Source organism: Nostoc sp., assembly GCF_036916975.1.
GTDB lineage: Bacteria > Cyanobacteriota > Cyanobacteriia > Cyanobacteriales > Nostocaceae > Nostoc.
Window position 1 is genome coordinate 1 of record NZ_JBALFF010000032.1, and the last position, 17,996, is coordinate 17,996.

The following is a 17,996-nucleotide window of genomic DNA, read 5'->3' on the forward strand; positions in this document are numbered from 1 at the left end:
TAGGAGTGAGGAGTTAGAAAGTTAGGAGTGAGGAGTTAGAAAGTTAGGAGTGAGGAGTTAGAAAGTTAGGAGTGAGGAGTTAGAAAGTTAGGAGTGAGGAGTTAGAAAGTTAGGAGTTAAAAATAAAAATTCATAACTCTTAACTCCTAACTCATAATTCTTAACTCCTAACTCATAATTCTTAACTCCTAACTCCTAACTCATAATTCTTAACTCCTAACTCCTAACTCCTAACTCATAATTCTTAACTCCTAACTCCTAACTCATAATTCTTAACTCCTAACTCCTAACTCCTAACTCCTAACTCCTAACTCCTAACTCCTAACTCCTAACTCCTAACTCCTAACTCCTAACTCCTAACTCTTAACTCCTAACTCCTAACTTTCTAATTTGTATTATCCTCTATAAGCTTTGATGGATTTTTCAACTATTGCTGCAACTTTGTCTACATCTTGCCAACCGAGAATTTCAGTCACCTTTTTTTCCAAATTTTTATAACTACGGAAAAATTCGGCAATTTCATCTAAGCGGTGTGGCGCTAAGTCATTCAGAGATTTGACCTGAGTGTAGCGCGGATCTTTGTCAGGAACACAAAGGATCTTTTCATCGCGATCGCCCCCGTCAATCATCTCCAAGAAGCCAATCGGTCGTGCGGCAATCACACAGCCTGGAAAGGTTGGCTCGTCAATTATGACCATACCATCTAGGGGATCGCCATCATCAGCCAATGTATTGGGTACAAAGCCGTAGTCATAAGGATATTGTACCGAGGAATAAAGTACTCGGTCTAAAGCAAAAGCTTCTAGTTCCTTGTCGTATTCGTATTTATTTTTACTTTTGCCAGTAATTTCAATCAGAACGTTGATTAGACCGGGTTTGGGTTGGGCAGGAATACGAGATAAGTCCACAAAAAACTCCTCTGATAACAATAAATCATGGGGACACTCAGTCAGTTTCGCTCCCCGTGTAGAATTTTAGGGCAATATGGATCTCTCTCTGCTAAGTTTTGTACAAAAACAGTAAACAAAGCGGGAGGCTAGTACCGCAGGGCGGAATTCAAAATTAACTAGTTCCGTGGGTTTAAGTCCCCCGGTTCTAAAACCGGTAAGTAATGCGATTGGGGTTAAATCGCACGTTGTAATGCAAGTCCCAAACCGTCCCCACAACAGCACTCTTCATTACAAAACAAAATTGACGTACACCCCAAAGGGCCATGAAAACCGCGGAGCGTGCCGGAGGCTCTATTACGAATTATTTTAATCCACGTTCCTAAGCTAAAGATTTCAACATTTTATTACTAACAAAATATGGCAAATATTTTGAAATGTCCAGAGAAAAATCGCGTCGCTTTTTTAGAAAACAATTCAGAAACGACTTCACAATGAAAACAAAAGGGCAATGGGAGCATCCTACTTTTGTAAAATCTAATACCAATTCTGTATGAAGATGTGCTAAACCATATTTAAGTACAAGAAAGCAAAACGAACCGCAAAGTCCGCAAAGAACACAAAGAAAGAAAGAAAGAAAGAAAGAAAGAAAGAAAGAAAGAAGAAGTTAAGAGGGTTTGGCGCAGCCTCACAAAGAAATGGTATAACAATCTTCCGTCATTGCGAGGAGGGACGACGAAACTGCTACTGCATATATCTATCTTTAGGCATAGAAAAATTTTATTCTGATTTCATTTTTTTGTGAAACCCTATGAATAGGGTGAACGGTAAGACATTTCGACATTTATATACCTTCATTTATCACAAGTGATTTCTAAAAATATGTTAGCCAGGGGTAAAATTCTCTGGTTGAGGCTTTCCCGTCAGATGCTTCGGCCTAAACGGTTGGCTTTCGTAGAAGCTTGCCTGATTGGTCTAGTTTCTGGGGTAGCGGCAGTTCTGTTAGGACAAACAGTGGATTGGGCAGGCGCATTGCGAGTACATATTTCTTATCTGTGGCCTGCCTACTTAGTGCTACCAGGTATTGGACTGGTAGGAGGATTTTTAGCTGGTTGGCTAGTAGAGCGCTTTGCACCTGAAGCATCAGGTAGTGGGATGTCTGAAGTCAAAGCCGTATTAGCTCGCGTGCCGATGCCGTTAAATCTACGGATTGCTTTGGTCAAGTTGATCAGCGCTACATTAGTGTTGGGTTGTGGAATGCCTTTGGGACGGGAAGGGCCTACTGTCCAAATTGGCGCAGCTTTGGCCAATCAACTTAGTAACTGGGTACCGACTTCGCCGGAGCATCGTCGCCAATTGATCGCCGCAGGGGCTGGGGCTGGGTTAGCTGCGGCTTTTAATGCACCGATCGCAGGTGTCCTTTTTGTAGTGGAAGAATTACTGCAAGATGTATCAGGTATTACTCTTGGCACTGCGATTTTGGCTTCTTTCATCGCTTCAGTCATCTCCCGGCTCTATGGTAGTCACAGCCTGGATCTGAATCATCTGAATTTAGGTTTGCCAGATACAACTTTCTTCGCTCAGGAAATCCCTTTCTACTTGATTTTGGGAGTGCTGGCGGGACTACTAGGCATTCTGTTTAATAAAGGTATTCTTGCCAGTCTAGCAATTAACCGCCGCCTACGCCTGAGTTTACCCTGGCGAATTGGAATTGCTGGGTTAGTCAGTGGTGTTGCGATCGCTTTATTACCTGTTACCTTTCGGGATCATGCTGGGCTGAGAGAAATTTTGCTTGTGGGTAGTGCTAACTGGTCATTTGCAGCGATCGCTCTTTTAGTTCAGTTTACCCTAATTATTTTTACCTACGGCTCTGGAGCGCCAGGGGGTTTACTAGTTCCTACCTTGGTCTTGGGAGCGGCTCTTGGTTACTTAGTGGGTGCTGTTGAACACAGTTTACTAGGAATGAGCGCTGCAACAATCTATGCTCATGTGGGCATGGCTGCTTTTTTTAGCGCCGTCTCTAAGGTGCCAATTACAGCAGTTGTGATTGTGTTTGAGATGACAACAGATTTCAATCTGGTGCTACCGCTAATGATTGCGTCTGTGGTTGCCTATTTAGTCGCAGAAAAAATTGATCGGCGATCGCTCTACGACCTTCTACTAGAGTGGAAAGGGATTCACATCACCAAAGAGCCAAGTACAGAGGGGCTTTTAGCACAACTGAGTGCCGCAGATGTGATGCAACGGCGTGTGGAAACTCTCTCTAGCCAAATGAACACTGATGAAGCAGTACAGGCATTTTCCCTCTCTCACCATCGCAACTTTCCAGTTTTAAAGAATGGGAGAGTTGTTGGCATTGTGACTCAGAAAGATTTAGTTAATATTGCTTCAGAACAGTTAGGTAAAGATACAACTATCAGCCAGATTATGACACCAGAGCCAGTCACAGTAAACCCCACTGCTACACTAGCTCATGTCTTGCATATACTCAATCGTTATCACCTAAGCTGCTTACCTGTTACAGAAGGTCGCAAGCTTATAGGAATTATTACTCGTAGTGATATTATCCGTGTAGAAGCAGAGCGACTGAGTGGTAATACCCAACAAATAGAATCCAAATCAGCACCTTCTTATGTAGTCTACCAAACTCGCGCTCCGGCTACAGGCAAAGGACGGTTACTACTACCACTTTCACATCCGCAGACAGCCGAAACTTTATTGAAAATGGCAGTTGCGATCGCCAAAGATCGCAATTACGAAATAGAATGCCTACAAGTGATTATCGTTCCATCTGGCCGCATCCCCTCGGAAACACCAGTGCAAATCAGCAAAAGTCTTGAACTTTTGCAACAGGCAATATTATTAGGAGAGAAATCGCGGATTCCCGTTCACACCCAAATTCGAGTTACCCATAATGTCGCTGAGGCAATTTTAGAGGCTGTCAAAGATCGACACATTGACTTGGTGCTGATGGGATGGAAAGGCACTACATCAACTCCTGGTAGAGTTTTTAGCCGAGTGGTGGATACGGTAATTCGACAGGCAGGTTGTGATGTTATCCTGGCTAAATTGAATGATAAAAGAGCCTTTGACCGTTGGTTGCTGCCAATGGCAGGCGGCCCTAACTCCAGCCAAGCAATTAAGTTATTACCTGCTCTTGCTTCTCTAAGTACATCACCCCAAATTAAACTATGTCAGGTTTTCCAGCCTAATGACTCTATTCCTGACACAAAATTACTAGATAAATCTGTTCACTTTCTCCAACGCCGAGTTAGTGGTAAAGTCATCGCTACTCCAGTTCGTGCCAATTCTGTTTCTGAGGCTGTCCTTAAGTGTGCAGAACTTGACAATAGTGATGTGATTGTTCTGGGAGCTAGTCGTGAAACTTTACTGCAACAAGTAATTCAAGGAAATATTGCAGAGAATATTTCTCGCAAAAGTAATTGTACAGTTATCATGGTTAAAACTTAATTATGCAGGCGTAATCGTAAGTTTAAGGTATTAAAGAATTGTCTTTCAAATCACCCTCTCTACTGCCTGATTTTTAAATATAAAACCTCACCCTGCCTCCGGCTTCCCCCTACAATACTAAGGAGAGGGATTGAGGGTGAGGTTTTTTCTTATGTTTAATTCTTACCTACCCTTCTATTTTTCTCTTCCTTTTACGAGAGACACTTTGAATTTCCCCCCTTAGAGCGACGAGTTGGGGGTTAGGTTAATGGTTAGCTTTTCCACATAACCTGAATTGTCAGAAAAGACCTGCTCCCTCATCTCTACCACTCCTATTGATATGGAAAAAGCGTTGCAAAGTTACTTCGCAACGCTTTTTCTAAGAGGGTATTATTCTGTCCCACCGTTGATTACTGTTGGAGGGATTTATTTTTGCTCGTACTTTGTCAAGACAACTGAAATCTGGAGTAACTACAATACAGATTTCAGCTTATTCTTGATGAACTAGATCAAAATCTAGAGAGATTTTCTCAATATTACTTTTCTCCTTTTTTGTAGCTTTCCTGCTGGTGAAATGCTACTGGAAAACTTTATCAATCTTGACTTCCTTTGAAATTTTGAACCAAGGGTTGCTGGTTGATTTGAACATTACTTGAAGAATAGTGGGCGATGACAAACACGGGTAGGGTGAGAGTCAACAGAGCGATCGCAGTTCCCACAATGTCTGCCAAACGTTGGGAATATGTATCGGTATTGGCAGACTGACTATTTGAATTCATACAAAATTGGCGTTTTTCGGATCACTGTGTAGGTCTACTCTCCGAGCGAGAGTCTTAATGCTATTTTAGCTATTTTTAAACTGTAAAATGTCTAGCATTCTACAATCTAAACCAGTTTTACAACTGTCATAATAGCATTTTTATACATGGAGTTCTTAATACAAAGTTACAAGTAAACAAATCATGTTTTATTTTGTAATTAATATTTTGAGATGTTTCCCTGTATGGTGTAACGGTTTGCATACGCAAAGCCAACTTTAACGGCATCATAAATTACATTTTTTCGCTGCTTCAAGATTAATTAGCAAAATGTATTTGTTTGATACTTCATGATTATAACATTCTGCAAAGCCTTTGATAAGGTCATTTTATTCTAATTATTAATTTGTGATACAGGACACAAAACCGCAAAATTACTGAAAATCTATCAGTGCGATTGATTGTTATACAGTAGTTATACACAAAAAGATTTGACATTAAAGAAGAAAGGGATAGCAATAATTTTTATAACCAACGATAGTTACCGAATAAATACAGATGCATCAACGTTGTGTAGCATGGATTCAGTAATATCACTAAACAAATATTTTAGAATTTAAATTTTCAAATTTCCGTAATATCACAGTAATTTTGTCAATTTATATAGGCCATTGGGCATGGGGCATAGTGAAGAAGACTTAGAGGTTGAATGAACAAGTCTAATTTATTACTAGCCTTGGCGAATAGAATAGAGCCTCCGGCACGCTGACGCGGTAAGCGAAGCTATGCCGAAGGCTTTACGCAGCTACACGAACAAAACCCACCTCCGTGGGTTAAAAACCTCGATTTTGTATTAGTCCACGGAGGTGGACAATGCTAGTGTAGTAGCGAATTATATTCGCCCAAAACTTGTTCATTCATCCTCTTAGGGACAAGGAGAAAGACTTGTCCCCTCACTCCCTACTTCCTACTCCCTTCCATAAACACTGATCGGTTCCTTGATAAATCGGGTGTAAAGATGCTTAAACGTAGACTTAATTACACGGGGCATACCAAAATCGATGGGCATCAACTTGTCTGGTAGTCGCCAATCTTGTATTTTTAATAAGTCAGGATTTAAATGCGGAAACTCTATGGCATCTAGTTCTGGACAAACTCCCAGCCTTTGGGAAGCTGCAACCGTGGGTACTTGTTCAGGAGGAACATTAAGGATTTCTACCATTGCCCTATCTAAGGCAAATATATTTGATGCGGCTGCTAAAATGCCCAGTTGGCGAGGTTCACCATTACTGGGGCCATTTCCTTCATGACCGATGATGCCATCTAATATGGTTAAGTTAGGGTTAATTGCCCTAGCAGTTTCTACTAACATTTCACCAAATCTATTCGCGTCTTTTCCAGCTTCCATGTGCCACCAAGCTTTCATTTTACCTGGGACGCAACCAAACAAGTTTTTTACACCCAGTGTTAATGTTAGCTGGGCATGTGATTTCACTTTAGGTAGGTTAATCACTACGTCTGCTTCCATTGCTTCTTTAGACAGCCGCAGATGGTTAAAATTGTCACTGACGGTTAGGTAACGCTGACCATGAAAATCGATGATGGGAAGATTGAGTTCTTCTAAAATCGGCAGATAGCCGTTTGCTACTGCTACGCCCCTGGCACTGCCAAAAGCAGGACTATCGCCCAAAAATGGCTTACCGCCAGCCTCAATTACCATCTGGGCAACTTGATAAACTAGTTCGGCACGGGTGATACACTCTTTACCAGGACGGGTAGCTGTAAGTAGATTCGGTTTTAGTAAAACGCGATCGCCTTTTTTAACAAACGCTGCCATCCCTCCAAAAGGTTCCAGGAGAATAACTAAGGATTCTCGTAAAGCCTCTCGTTCGTAGGATGTAGCCCGAATAAGACTAACAGATGGTTTTTGAGTCTGCATGGATAGATAGGGGATAGAGGGAGTGGGGAGTGGGGAGTGGGGGAGATGGGAGAGAAGAATTAATAACCAATGCCTAATCCCCCATAACCTATTATTCTGTTTTGAGCGGTAAGATACGACTCATTTGTTCTAGATTTAAGACTGTGGCTAAGTCTGTTTCACTCATCAATCCGCGTTCTAAGACAATTTGCCGTAAAGATTTACCAGTTTCTAAAGATTCTTTGGCGACAGCAGCAGCGTTTAAATAACCGATGTGGGTATTTAGTGCGGTTACTAAAGCTAAACTGCCTTCGGCATAAGCTAAACAACGTTCTTGGTTTGCGGTAATTCCCTCGATGCAGCGTTCGGTGAGTGCGGCGATGGTATTACCCAGAATTTCGATGCTGTGAATCAAGTTATAGGCAATCAGGGGCATCATCACATTTAATTCTAATTGTCCGGCTTGTGCGGCTAATGCGATCGCACTATCGTAACCCATCACCTGAAAACACACCATTGATGTCATCTCTGCCATGACTGGGTTATATTTCCCTGGCATAATCGAGGAACCGGGTTGCACTGGTGGTAGTTGAATTTCTTTCAAACCAGTTTTTGGCCCCGAATCCATCAGTCGTAAATCATGAGATATTTTGACTAAATCCTGCGCTAAGTTGCGTAAAGCACCGGAAACATTTACAAATGGTGCCATACTTTGCATGGCTGCCATAAGATGCGGTGCAGGTTCTAAAGGAGTATCAATCAATTCTGAAAGAACTTCTACCACACGGGCGCGATACAAAGGATGAGTATTTAACCCGGTTCCGGCTGCACTACCTCCCAAACCCAACACCATCAAATCACCAGAGGCGGTGTAAATCCGGTTTTGATGTTCTGTAAGAATTTGCGCCCAAGCCCGAAAATTCTCACCCAAACGCACTGGTACTGCATCTTGCAAGTGGGTTCTGCCAGATTTGACGATATCTTGAAATTCTACAGCTTTGTTTTCTAAGGATGCGATCGCACCATCTATTGCTGGGTGTAATGTCTTGGATAATGCCAATAATCCACCAATCCGAATTGCGGTCGGAATCACATCATTGGTAGACTGCCCATAATTAACGTGATCGTTAGGACTAACACGTTTATAATTGCCCTTTTCTTCACCAAGAATTTCTAAGGCGCGGTTTGCCAAAACTTCGTTGACATTCATGTGGTGGGATGTTCCGGCCCCCGCCTGATAAACATCTACGACAAATTGATCCCGGAACTTCCCAGCCAGGATTTCATCGCTTGCTTGGACAATCGCCTGACTAATATCTTGGGGAATGCAATTTAGTTCTCCATTCACAATTGCTGTAGCTTTTTTTATGATTAATCCAGCATTTACGTAAGTAGCTAAAGGCTTTATGCCGCTAATAGGAAAGTTTTCGATAGCCCGAAGCGTTTGAATGCCGTAATAAACGCTACTAGCAATTTGGCGATCGCCCATCGAATCGCGTTCGATGCGGAATTGAGAGTCTGTGTTTTCAGTCATAGTATTGTTTTAGGAGAGCTACAGAAAACAGATTTTCCCATGCAGCCACACTCAGATACACTAATCTGCATAGATTTTGCATATTTCTCTGGCTGCTTGTTGCTTTACAATTGTTAATTTTGAAGTTTGATTTTTGAATTCCCTATGACTATACCCAACTGGATTACCTTTTCTCGTCTATTGGGGATACCATTTCTGCTTTACGGTTTATATAATCCCACACCTCAAGCTCAGTGGATATGTTTGGCGATTTTTCTCATTGCTGCATTAACTGATTGGTTAGACGGCTATTTAGCGCGGAAACTCAACCAAATTAGTGAGTTGGGTAAATTTCTTGATCCCTTAGTAGATAAACTTCTGGTACTAGCGCCGTTGCTAGTTTTTATTGAACTAGGAAAAGTGCCGGCTTGGGGAGTGTTTTTGATTTTAGCGCGAGAATTAGCGATCGCTGGTTGGCGGGTAAATCAAACGACGATTACCGGAGCGAATATTTGGGGTAAACTCAAAACTGTTAGTCAAATAGTTGCGATCGCGCTTTTGATTGCGCCTCTGGGTGAAGTGTGGCAAACTCCCTCTCTAATTGCCTTTTGGATTTCTGTCGCCCTAACTTTAATATCTGGGGGTATTTATCTTTTGCCGCAAAAAGCTAGGATTAATGAAACCACAATATAGTATTGTTAACTCCCAACTCCCAACTCCAAACCCCTAATTCCTAATTCCTAACTCCAAACTCCAAACTCCTAACTCCTAACTCCGGGAGCATCCCGTCAGGTGCAAAAACCTTGATAGCCCTCATCCCCTAACCCCGAATCCCATCATATGGGATTCGGGGAACTAGAATTATGTCTCCCCTCTCCCATATTTGGGAGAGGGGCTGGGGGTGAGGGAAAAGATTTAAGCACTCATTGGGATGCTCCCTAAACTCCAAACTCCTAACTCCCAACTCCCAACTCCTAACTCCCAACTCCCAACTCCAAACTCCAAACTCCTAACTCCCAACTCCCAACTCCAAACTCCAAACTCCCAACTCCTAACTCCTAACTCCTAACTCCTAACTCCTAACTCCTAACTTTTTTCATGCCATCCAAAATCTTACCCCCGCCCCTGAAACCTGGAGACTTACTACGAGTAATTAGCCCTAGTGGTGCTTTGCGAGAATTTGAGGCATTTGAACGGAGTCTAGAAATTTGGCGATCGCGTGGTTATCGACTAGAAATCAGTCCTCAGATAGATGACAAATGGGGTTATCTTGCTGGTAGAGACGAAAAGCGTCGTCACCAACTAGCAGCAGCATGGCAAGATCCTGATTGTCGTGGTATTCTCTGTACCAGAGGTGGTTTTGGTAGCACCCGTATTTTAGAAGATTGGAATTGGCCAAACTTAGCGGTTCCGAAGTGGTTGATTGGCTTTTCTGATATCACAGCTTTATTATGGAGCCTTTATACAGCAGGAATTTCTGGCGTTCACGGTCCCGTAATGACTACTTTGGTAGATGAGCCAGACTGGTCTATTGAGAGATTATTTGATTGGGTAGAAGGTAGTTCTTTCGCCCCTCTCAAAGGTTGCGGGTGGGGGGGCGGCGTAGTTAGTGGTACTTTGTTACCAGGTAATCTCACGGTGGCTACTAACCTTTTAGCTACACCAATTTTGCCACATCTTGATGGTGTAATTCTGGCGTTGGAGGATGTTACAGAAGCACCTTATCGTATTGACAGGATGCTGACGCAGTGGCGTTTGAGCGGTGCTTTATCTCAAGTCTGCGGTATTGCTTTGGGTGGTTTTACTCGCTGTGAAGCGCCGCCAACCGTGTCTAGCTTTAGTGTAGAAGAAGTATTGCGCGATCGCTTGGGTGATTTGGGTATTCCTATTGTTTCTGATTTGCCTTTTGGTCATGATAGCCCCAATGTAGCTTTACCAGTGGGAGTAGAGGTAACTTTAGATGGGGATACCGGAATATTAGCGATAGCGCCATAGGTAGTATATCAATTTTTCAGAATTTTTTGAAACCACTCTTCGGTGCGATCGCCCATAGCTTCTAAAGAGTATAAAGTTTCTGCTTGCTGGCGACAAGCTTGGCGGTCAATTTCATCCAAATGCTTAATCGCTTCTACTAAACCTTGAACACTATCTGGTTCAACCAAAAAACCAGTTTTGCCTTCTTGGACAATTTCTGTTAAACCACCCCGACGGTAAGCAATTAAAGGTACTCCACAAGCAAGCGCCTCTATTGCTACATTTCCAAATGCTTCTATCCAACGAGGAGTTACTAAAACTGCTCTACATTGACCTAACTCTTTTTGTAGTTCAACTGTTGGTAAAAATCCTACATATTCTATGGGAGCATTAGGGTATTCTTGACAAATCTTCTCCCAATAAGATACATCCTGTTTTAAACCGAATATTTTCAGTGTAATTCCGATTATTTCTGCTGCTGCTACTGCATCTTCTAGTCCTTTTTCAGGAGCTATTCTACCTACCCACGCCAAGCTCTGAGTTGGTTTAGGACAAAATTGATAAATAGATAAATCCAAACCATTTAGCAGACAGTAACATTGTTCTGCACATGAAAAGGTGGCCGCCTGTGATTGAGTGTAAACACCAATAGTATTCGGAAACTCAATTGCCACACTTTCAATAATCTCATCGATTGCATCTATCAAAGAACCCATACTGATAAAATGCGCGATCGGAGTATTAAAAAATGGTGTTAAATACAGTGGCAGCCAATCATAAGCAAAATTCACAATCACATCATAATCTGCTTGCACTTGGCGAGCATAATCCCACATATTCGCTAAAACAGAATTTTTCGGGATCAAAATTGGCTCAGTCCGAGTCTGATTTTGGGCTGGTATCTGGAGTTCTCCAGGGATTTGTTTAATAGGTAATGAACTGCTAATAGACCCCTGTGGTGCAACAATTTCTAATTGATGTCCTCGCCGCAGCATCTCTGTAGCAAGATTATATAGGGTCAACTCAACTCCGCCACCCAATCCTGAACCTAGTGAACCAATTGGAGTAGACATAAATAATAATTTATGGTACATTTTCGTCGTTAATGTATTTTTTTCAAGATCATTTTTTTACCTAAACAATGTACTTATTGGGTTTGGGTATCACTCCACCCAAAAGACATTAAGTCGAATTTAACTCTGCTTCTGGTAGCAACGGGTTGTAATCAGATAAGGGTGAAAAACCTCTAAAAAGTGACTCTGAAGTGTACGGGAAAAGGTTTCGATTGCTTTGGTATCATCTAAATGAAAAGGGTATTCTTGATTAATACCTTTAAATAAATACCAATTCATTATCATCTTACCATCACAGTTCAAAGCTTGATAAAATTGCAATAACTGCTCGCTAGGATCTAACAAATGCCCTAAAACATCAAAGCATAAAATCGTATCAAATTTCTCTTTCGCAGGCATTTCAAGAGCAAAAACTATTTTTTTATCCAATCCCATTTTCTCAGAGCGATACTGAACAAAATCACGATTTATCGGATTTATATCATAATAGATTACTTGCTCAACTTGTGGGCAAAGAGCAGCGCCAATGGCATGAGTTCCTATTCCACCACCAAAATCTAACACTCGACCTTGGGCAGAATCTGCAATTAACCGCAACATATCTCCAATATACTCATAACTTGACAGATGCCAAGCCCCCAATTCAAATAAGTAAAGTTCTCCTACTTTATCACGGTAGAAAGTACTTGCTTCTTGCCAATTAAAATCTTTGTGTCCTAAGTTTTTTATTTCTTCTTGTGCTGCTGCTAACTTTGTCTCTACGGTTTCTGCATCTAACTGTAAAAAATCTTGTAGATGATGCTTCAAATAAAATGAATTTTCTAAAAAGCTACTTTAAAAATAAGGTGTGATAGAGCTTACCATAAAATTTGTGTTGCCAGTGAATAACGTATTATACTATACAATAAATATCTGCTAGTTTAACTTATTAGCACTCATGAAGATTCAGGTAAAATGTAGTATATTAGAGCAATTTTTTCTAAAATAGAGATTAAGAGAGATTTTTTAATGAAAATGGTCTTAGTTGCTGGAGGTTATATTCCTGCACCTCCCTTATCAAATCCTATTTCAACTCTGATGCAAGATAAATGTTTTTTATATAATATTGGAAATTAAATAGATATTTTTAATTATAAAGATGTTAATCAACTCATAGATCAAATAAATATGGATAAGTCGGTATAGCGGTTTCCATTCAGATGCGGTACAACATTATATTGCCAGGTGTAGGGGCATGGCAGTGCCATGCCCTTACCGATGTACCTCACATAAACGAGAACCGCTAAGTAAATGGGCGCAAATAATCATCACTGGTTCGTAGTTGCGCTTTAGCGCTAAAGCGCAACTACGAGCCAAATACAGAGATTTTACTTTTCGTTACATAGTTTGGTTTTATCTTGTCTACCTACTTATAGGTGTAATTAAATATAAGATAAAACCTCACCCTCAATCCCTCTCCGATATTTTGGAGAGGGAAGCCGGATTGAGAGTGAGGTTTGATATTTAATTTGACCCACTTACTTATCTTCAATACTTTTAATCTTTATATAATTGACTACACGGCAGTGTAGTTTAAAAGGGTGAAATGATAGATGCCTAACAAATCTAAAAATTGATATGAAAGTTAACTTTTTCCAATTCCAAATTCAAAAAATTTCGCCCAAGTTGAACAATTCTATTTGGCGGCTTTCGCTGATAGGAATTATTCTGAGTATCTTTTTGATATTTTTATATGGTTGTCAGGGGACAATCCAGAAGCATGATAGAGTAATTAATTTGAGTCTATGGCAATCAATTAATCCCCCTAGTAATCGGGATGTGTTTGATAAACTAGTAAATAAATTTAATCAGACTCATAGTGATATCCAGGTAAAATCTATCTTTATAGGTCAACCCCAATTGCCAAAAATATTAACAGCAGTTGTGGGCAATACATCTCCAGATATTTTGTCATTCGATCCTCAATTGACAGGTCAATTTATGGAACTAGGGGCAATTCGTCCTTTAGAAAAATGGCTGGAAAAATTGCCATTAAAATCAGAAATTAGCCCCAATTTATGGGAAGGATTAAAATTAGACGGTCATCTTTGGTCAATCCCACTTTACACCGGCAATGTAGGGATTTTTTACCGACCTAAACTTTTTCAAGCTGCGGGAATTAGGCAAATACCTAAGACTTGGGAAGAGTTAAGGGAAGTTGCTAAAAAATTGACCATAGATAGGAATGGTGATAATCGACCTGAACAGTACGGAATGTTACTACCTTTAGGAAAAGAAGAATGGACTGTATTTACTTGGTTCCCGTTCTTATTAAGCGCTGGCGGAGAGATTGTAACAAATAACCGTCCAAATTTGACGAATCCAGGTGCGATCGCAGCATTACAATTTTGGCAAAACCTATTAAAAGATGGTTCAGCAACCCTCTCTTCACCAGAGCGAGGTTATGAAGAAGACGCTTTTATTGCAGGTCGCGTTGCTATGCAACTCACTGGTCCTTGGACTTATATAATGAAGTCCAATGTTGACTTTAACGTATTCCCTATACCTGCAAATGTGAAACCTGCTACGGTGAGTGCCACTGGAAATATGTATTTGATGAAGACTATACCAGAAAGGGAGCAAGCCGCACTCAAATTTTTAGAGTATGTTTTAAGTGAAGAATTCCAAACAGAATGGAGTATAGGGACGGGTTTTTTACCAGTTAACATTAAATCTGCCCAAAGTCAGGCTTATCAAGAAGTTCTCCAGCAAAAACCTGTCTTGAAAGTCTTTATTGAGCAAATGTCTGTATCAGGTTCTCGACCGATCATTCCTGGCTATAGTCGCTTGTCTGACAGTTTAGGTCGAGCCATCGAAGCTACTATGCTAGGAGCATCTCCAGAAACAGCACTCAAACAAGCTCAAGCAAACCTCGATTCAATTTGGGATTCTCTATAATTAATTCGGCGCAAATAATCATCACTGGTTTGTAGTTGCGCTTTAGCGCTAAAACGTAACTACGAGCCAAATACAGAGATTTTACTTTTCGTTACATAGTTAGGACTTACGCAAAATGACCAAAAAACGAACCGCAGAGGACGCAGAGAACACAGAGGAATAAAAGTTTGAGAGAGTTTTTGCGTAAGTCCTGATAGTTTGGTTTTTTCTCGCCGACCTACTTACCAATTTTTTGATAATTAACTAGAAATTCCACTTTGGCGATGTGAATTTCTTTTCAAGGTACATAAGCCAATTGCTGGTATAATTCCCAAAATTAGTGCTGTAAATCCTTGTTCAGTCCAATACAGTATAAAATTACGGTTGGCTTCTGGAATCAAATTTTGCACAAGAAAAAGTAACCAAACCAAAATAGTAATCAATAAAAAAGAGATTGAGGGTAAAAAATTCCACCACCAAATACCTGTTGTGTATCGCCTCAATACCAGCCATTGGCAAAGCCCCAGCCAAATACCAGAAATAATATATGCGATCGCAGACAAAAATCCCAAAATAAAAGTTTGTTCAGGAGATGATGAGACAATGGTTGAAATGTAGTTAATCCAAGCTTTAGAAACGCCGTTGGCAATCAGCCAACCTGCACTAGTAGCAAATATCCACTGCCAAGGCAGTAAATATCGGTAAATAGCAAGAGCTTGATCGGCAGCAAAAATCAGGGCAAATACAACATCGCTGAGACTTCTGGCAACAATGCTCCATATTTGTGGTTCGATTGCAACACTAAGTAAGCTTTGGAGAATAATTTTCTCTAAGGCGATACTGGCAACGCCACCCACAACCCATCCGATCAGGGTCATTAAGGTAAACTGAATAAAGAACCGCTGTCGCTGCGATCGCGGAATCAAAAACTTTCCTGGATTAGGCTCATTATTAGCAGATGCAACACGATCGGGACTGTTAGAGTCAGTTTGCATAGGGAGTTAGGGAGTGGGGAGTGGAGAGTAGGGAGTGGGAGACAAGGGGACAAAGGAGACGAGGGATAAGAATAATAACCATGCCCAATTTCCAATCCTCACTTCAATATTGATTCTTGTTTTATCCTATTTCTCACTCCTTAGTCGTCACTCCCGACTTTCCACTCCCCTAATCTCCAAACCTGCTGAAAAAGCGTAATCCCAGAATGATAAGCTAAACAGTGGCATAAAAATTGTGACTTAGGATGAAGTGATAAATGGGTGTTTATTCAACGACTCCTCATCTCTTACGGGCTGCTCGTGGTGAAGTAGTAGATCGTCCCCCTGTATGGATGATGCGACAAGCGGGACGATATATGAAAGCATATCGAGACTTAAGAGAGAAGTATCCTTCCTTTCGCGATCGCTCCGAAATTCCAGATGTAGCAATTGAAGTTTCCTTGCAACCCTGGAGAGCTTTTGAGCCAGACGGAGTAATTTTATTTTCTGATATTGTCACCCCATTACCTGGTTTGGGCATTGACATGGATATTGCCGAAGGTAAAGGGCCAATCATTCACTCGCCCCTCCGCACTCAAGAACAAATTGAACGTCTGCATCCTTTAGAACCAGAAGCAGCTCTACCATTTATCAAAACAATCTTACAAGCGCTGCGTTCTGAAGTAGGCGATAAATCAACGGTGTTGGGCTTTGTGGGTGCGCCGTGGACATTAGCAGCTTATGCAGTTGAAGGAAAAGGTTCTAAAACCTACTCCATTATCAAAAACATGGCATTTTCCGACCCGACGATATTGCATCAACTGTTAGCTAAATTAGCAGATGCGATCGCCATTTATGCCCGCTACCAAATTGACTCCGGCGCTCAAGTTGTGCAAATGTTCGATTCTTGGGCGGGTCAATTGAGTCCTCAAGATTATGATACCTTTGCTCTCCCCTATCAGCAGCGAGTTTTTCAGCAAGTCAAGCAAACCCACCCGGATACACCTTTGATTTTGCTAGTTAGCGGTAGTGCAGGTGTGTTAGAAAGAATGGCACAATCTGGCGCTGATATAGTCAGTGTAGACTGGGCAGTGGATATGGCAGACGCACGAGCCAGATTGGGTAAGCAAGTCAAAGTTCAAGGAAATCTTGACCCAGGCGTGTTATTCGGCTCTAAAGAGTTTATCCGCGATCGCATTCTCGATACCGTTCGCAAAGCTGGTAATTGGGGTCACATTCTTAATCTCGGTCACGGTGTCTTACCAGAAACTCCCGAAGAAAATGTTGCTTTCTTCTTTGAAACAGCAAAAGAATTGAATCTTGCAGGGGTTAAGAATTAGGAGTTATGAGTTATGAGTTATGAGTTAGGAGTTATAAACTATAAAGTTATCAGTTGCGAGGCGCAGGGTTATTTTTTTATTCTTAACTCCTCACTCCTAACTTGATTCATGGCTCCTAATTTGGAACTTTTAACTTTATTTTTAACTCTTAACTCCTAACTCCTAACTTATTAAAATCTTAGTATGAGCCAGAAACGGATTTTAGTGACTGGTGCAAGTGGTTGCATAGGTCATTATTTAACAGAAGTCTTAATTAAGGAAACAGATCACGAACTGTATCTACTAGTTAGGAACCCAAGTAAACTGCAAGTTGATACCAAGGCACGTTTAGGTATCAACGTTTTGCAAGGTGATATGCAAAATATTCGCCAATTTGCCGATTTGCTATCCACAATTGATACGGCGGTACTCACAGCCACAGCTTGGGGTGGTGATGAGACATTTGATATTAATGTGGTTAAGACTATAGAGTTGCTCGAACTCTTAGATCCAGAACGTTGCCAGCAGGTGATTTATTTTTCGACAGCTAGCGTTTTGGATCAGTACAATCAACCATTAAAAGAAGCCGGGGAAATTGGCACAGATTATATCCGTTCTAAATATGAGTGCTTAGAGAAAAAAGAAAAATTAGCGATCGCACCCAAAATTACCACAGTATTTCCTACTTTAGTATTAGGCGGTGATGCAAAAAAACCCTATTCTCATCTCACATCTGGCATTCCAGAAGTTACGAAATATATTAATTTGATTCGCTTTCTAGAAGCAGATGGCAGTTTTCACTTTATCCACGGGCGAGATATTGCCACAGTCGTGCAATATTTAATCGATCATCCTCCCGAAAACGATCAACCACATCGGCTTGTTTTAGGTCAAGCACCCTTAACTGCTAATCAAGCAGTGAAAGAAGTTTGTGCTTATCTGGGCAAAAAGATTTACTTTCGCATTCCCATATCTATAGCATTAGCTAACTTGTTTATTGTTCTCTTCCGCATTCAGATGGCCGCATGGGATCGGTTTTGCATGAACTATCGGCATTTTACATATAAAAAATTCATCAATCCTGATAGTTTCGGCTTGCCAAATTATTGTGCAACCATGACTGATGTTTTAAAAATTAGTGGCGTTGAGGCTAGCTCTAACAAATTGCAAGAATTATCGTAGCCCCTTCGAGTATAACTGGAAAAACTTTTCCC

At 41.1% G+C, this 17,996-nt stretch carries 13 protein-coding genes; 6 read left to right on the forward strand and 7 right to left on the reverse strand.

What is annotated here, in order from left to right; genetic code table 11:
- Positions 1-395: 395 nt before the first annotated feature.
- Positions 396-908, reverse strand: a complete 513-nt coding sequence (locus V7K73_RS06210; RefSeq protein ID WP_334878123.1) for an inorganic diphosphatase — start codon at positions 906-908, stop codon at positions 396-398.
- Positions 909-1,769: 861 nt separating this feature from the next.
- Between V7K73_RS06210 and V7K73_RS06215 the strand changes: the two genes are divergently transcribed.
- On the forward strand, positions 1,770-4,358 hold the full coding sequence (locus tag V7K73_RS06215) for a chloride channel protein (protein WP_334878319.1): 2,589 nt from the start codon (positions 1,770-1,772) through the stop codon (positions 4,356-4,358).
- 572 nt (positions 4,359-4,930) lie between these two features.
- Here the strand turns inward: V7K73_RS06215 and V7K73_RS06220 are convergent.
- The 3 genes from V7K73_RS06220 to V7K73_RS06230 all read right to left on the reverse strand — a co-directional run bounded on the left by V7K73_RS06220 (position 4,931) and on the right by V7K73_RS06230 (position 8,547).
- On the reverse strand, positions 4,931-5,116 hold the full coding sequence (locus tag V7K73_RS06220; RefSeq protein WP_334878125.1) for a hypothetical protein: 186 nt from the start codon (positions 5,114-5,116) through the stop codon (positions 4,931-4,933).
- A 946-nt stretch (positions 5,117-6,062) separates the two neighbouring features.
- The gene (locus V7K73_RS06225; RefSeq protein ID WP_334878127.1) at positions 6,063-7,034 is read right to left on the reverse strand and encodes a DUF362 domain-containing protein; all 972 of its coding nucleotides are present in this window, start codon (positions 7,032-7,034) and stop codon (positions 6,063-6,065) included.
- A gap of 91 nt (positions 7,035-7,125) precedes the next feature.
- Positions 7,126-8,547, reverse strand: a complete 1,422-nt coding sequence (locus tag V7K73_RS06230; protein ID WP_334878129.1) for an aspartate ammonia-lyase — start codon at positions 8,545-8,547, stop codon at positions 7,126-7,128.
- Between the two features lie 144 nt (positions 8,548-8,691).
- On the opposite strand from V7K73_RS06230, the gene pgsA reads away from it, so the two are divergent.
- Positions 8,692-9,219, forward strand: a complete 528-nt coding sequence (gene pgsA / locus V7K73_RS06235; RefSeq protein ID WP_334878131.1) for a CDP-diacylglycerol--glycerol-3-phosphate 3-phosphatidyltransferase — start codon at positions 8,692-8,694, stop codon at positions 9,217-9,219.
- Positions 9,220-9,624: 405 nt separating this feature from the next.
- Positions 9,625-10,521 (forward strand): S66 peptidase family protein, encoded by an 897-nt coding sequence (locus V7K73_RS06240; RefSeq protein ID WP_334878133.1) that lies wholly within the window; start codon positions 9,625-9,627, stop codon positions 10,519-10,521.
- A gap of 8 nt (positions 10,522-10,529) precedes the next feature.
- Here V7K73_RS06240 and V7K73_RS06245 read toward each other — a convergent pair whose 3' ends face one another.
- Together V7K73_RS06245 and V7K73_RS06250 are read right to left on the reverse strand one after the other, a co-directional pair.
- Positions 10,530-11,573, reverse strand: a complete 1,044-nt coding sequence (locus V7K73_RS06245; RefSeq protein WP_334878135.1) for a glycosyltransferase family 4 protein — start codon at positions 11,571-11,573, stop codon at positions 10,530-10,532.
- Between the two features lie 120 nt (positions 11,574-11,693).
- Positions 11,694-12,380 carry a class I SAM-dependent methyltransferase gene (locus V7K73_RS06250; RefSeq protein ID WP_334878137.1) on the reverse strand — a complete coding sequence of 229 codons (687 nt, stop codon included), beginning with the start codon at positions 12,378-12,380 and terminating at the stop codon, positions 11,694-11,696.
- 810 nt (positions 12,381-13,190) lie between these two features.
- Here V7K73_RS06250 and V7K73_RS06255 point away from each other — a divergent pair.
- Positions 13,191-14,510: an ABC transporter substrate-binding protein gene (locus tag V7K73_RS06255; protein WP_334878139.1), complete on the forward strand. Its 1,320-nt coding sequence runs from the start codon at positions 13,191-13,193 to the stop codon at positions 14,508-14,510.
- 239 nt (positions 14,511-14,749) lie between these two features.
- Here V7K73_RS06255 and V7K73_RS06260 read toward each other — a convergent pair whose 3' ends face one another.
- Positions 14,750-15,484 (reverse strand): hypothetical protein, encoded by a 735-nt coding sequence (locus V7K73_RS06260; RefSeq protein WP_334878141.1) that lies wholly within the window; start codon positions 15,482-15,484, stop codon positions 14,750-14,752.
- Between the two features lie 257 nt (positions 15,485-15,741).
- Between V7K73_RS06260 and hemE the strand changes: the two genes are divergently transcribed.
- Both hemE and V7K73_RS06270 read left to right on the forward strand, forming a co-directional pair.
- Entirely contained in the window at positions 15,742-16,803 is a 1,062-nt protein-coding gene (hemE, locus tag V7K73_RS06265) for a uroporphyrinogen decarboxylase (RefSeq protein WP_334878143.1), read from the forward strand.
- A 183-nt stretch (positions 16,804-16,986) separates the two neighbouring features.
- Positions 16,987-17,964 (forward strand): NAD-dependent epimerase/dehydratase family protein, encoded by a 978-nt coding sequence (locus tag V7K73_RS06270; RefSeq protein ID WP_334878145.1) that lies wholly within the window; start codon positions 16,987-16,989, stop codon positions 17,962-17,964.
- The last annotated feature ends 32 nt before the right edge of the window (positions 17,965-17,996 follow it).

Excerpts from the sequence above, each read along its gene's own strand:
- V7K73_RS06225 (WP_334878127.1), bottom strand. The coding sequence starts at position 7,034 with ATGCAGACTCAAAAACCATCTGTTAGTCTTATTCGGGCTACATCCTAC.
- V7K73_RS06240 (WP_334878133.1), top strand. The coding sequence starts at position 9,625 with ATGCCATCCAAAATCTTACCCCCGCCCCTGAAACCTGGAGACTTACTA.
- V7K73_RS06245 (WP_334878135.1), bottom strand. The coding sequence starts at position 11,573 with ATGTCTACTCCAATTGGTTCACTAGGTTCAGGATTGGGTGGCGGAGTT.
- V7K73_RS06270 (WP_334878145.1), top strand. The coding sequence starts at position 16,987 with ATGAGCCAGAAACGGATTTTAGTGACTGGTGCAAGTGGTTGCATAGGT.
- V7K73_RS06255 (WP_334878139.1), top strand. The coding sequence starts at position 13,191 with ATGAAAGTTAACTTTTTCCAATTCCAAATTCAAAAAATTTCGCCCAAG.
- V7K73_RS06260 (WP_334878141.1), bottom strand. The coding sequence starts at position 15,484 with ATGCAAACTGACTCTAACAGTCCCGATCGTGTTGCATCTGCTAATAAT.
- pgsA (WP_334878131.1), top strand. The coding sequence starts at position 8,692 with ATGACTATACCCAACTGGATTACCTTTTCTCGTCTATTGGGGATACCA.
- V7K73_RS06220 (WP_334878125.1), bottom strand. The coding sequence starts at position 5,116 with ATGAATTCAAATAGTCAGTCTGCCAATACCGATACATATTCCCAACGT.
- V7K73_RS06230 (WP_334878129.1), bottom strand. The coding sequence starts at position 8,547 with ATGACTGAAAACACAGACTCTCAATTCCGCATCGAACGCGATTCGATG.
- V7K73_RS06215 (WP_334878319.1), top strand. The coding sequence starts at position 1,770 with ATGTTAGCCAGGGGTAAAATTCTCTGGTTGAGGCTTTCCCGTCAGATG.
- hemE (WP_334878143.1), top strand. The coding sequence starts at position 15,742 with ATGGGTGTTTATTCAACGACTCCTCATCTCTTACGGGCTGCTCGTGGT.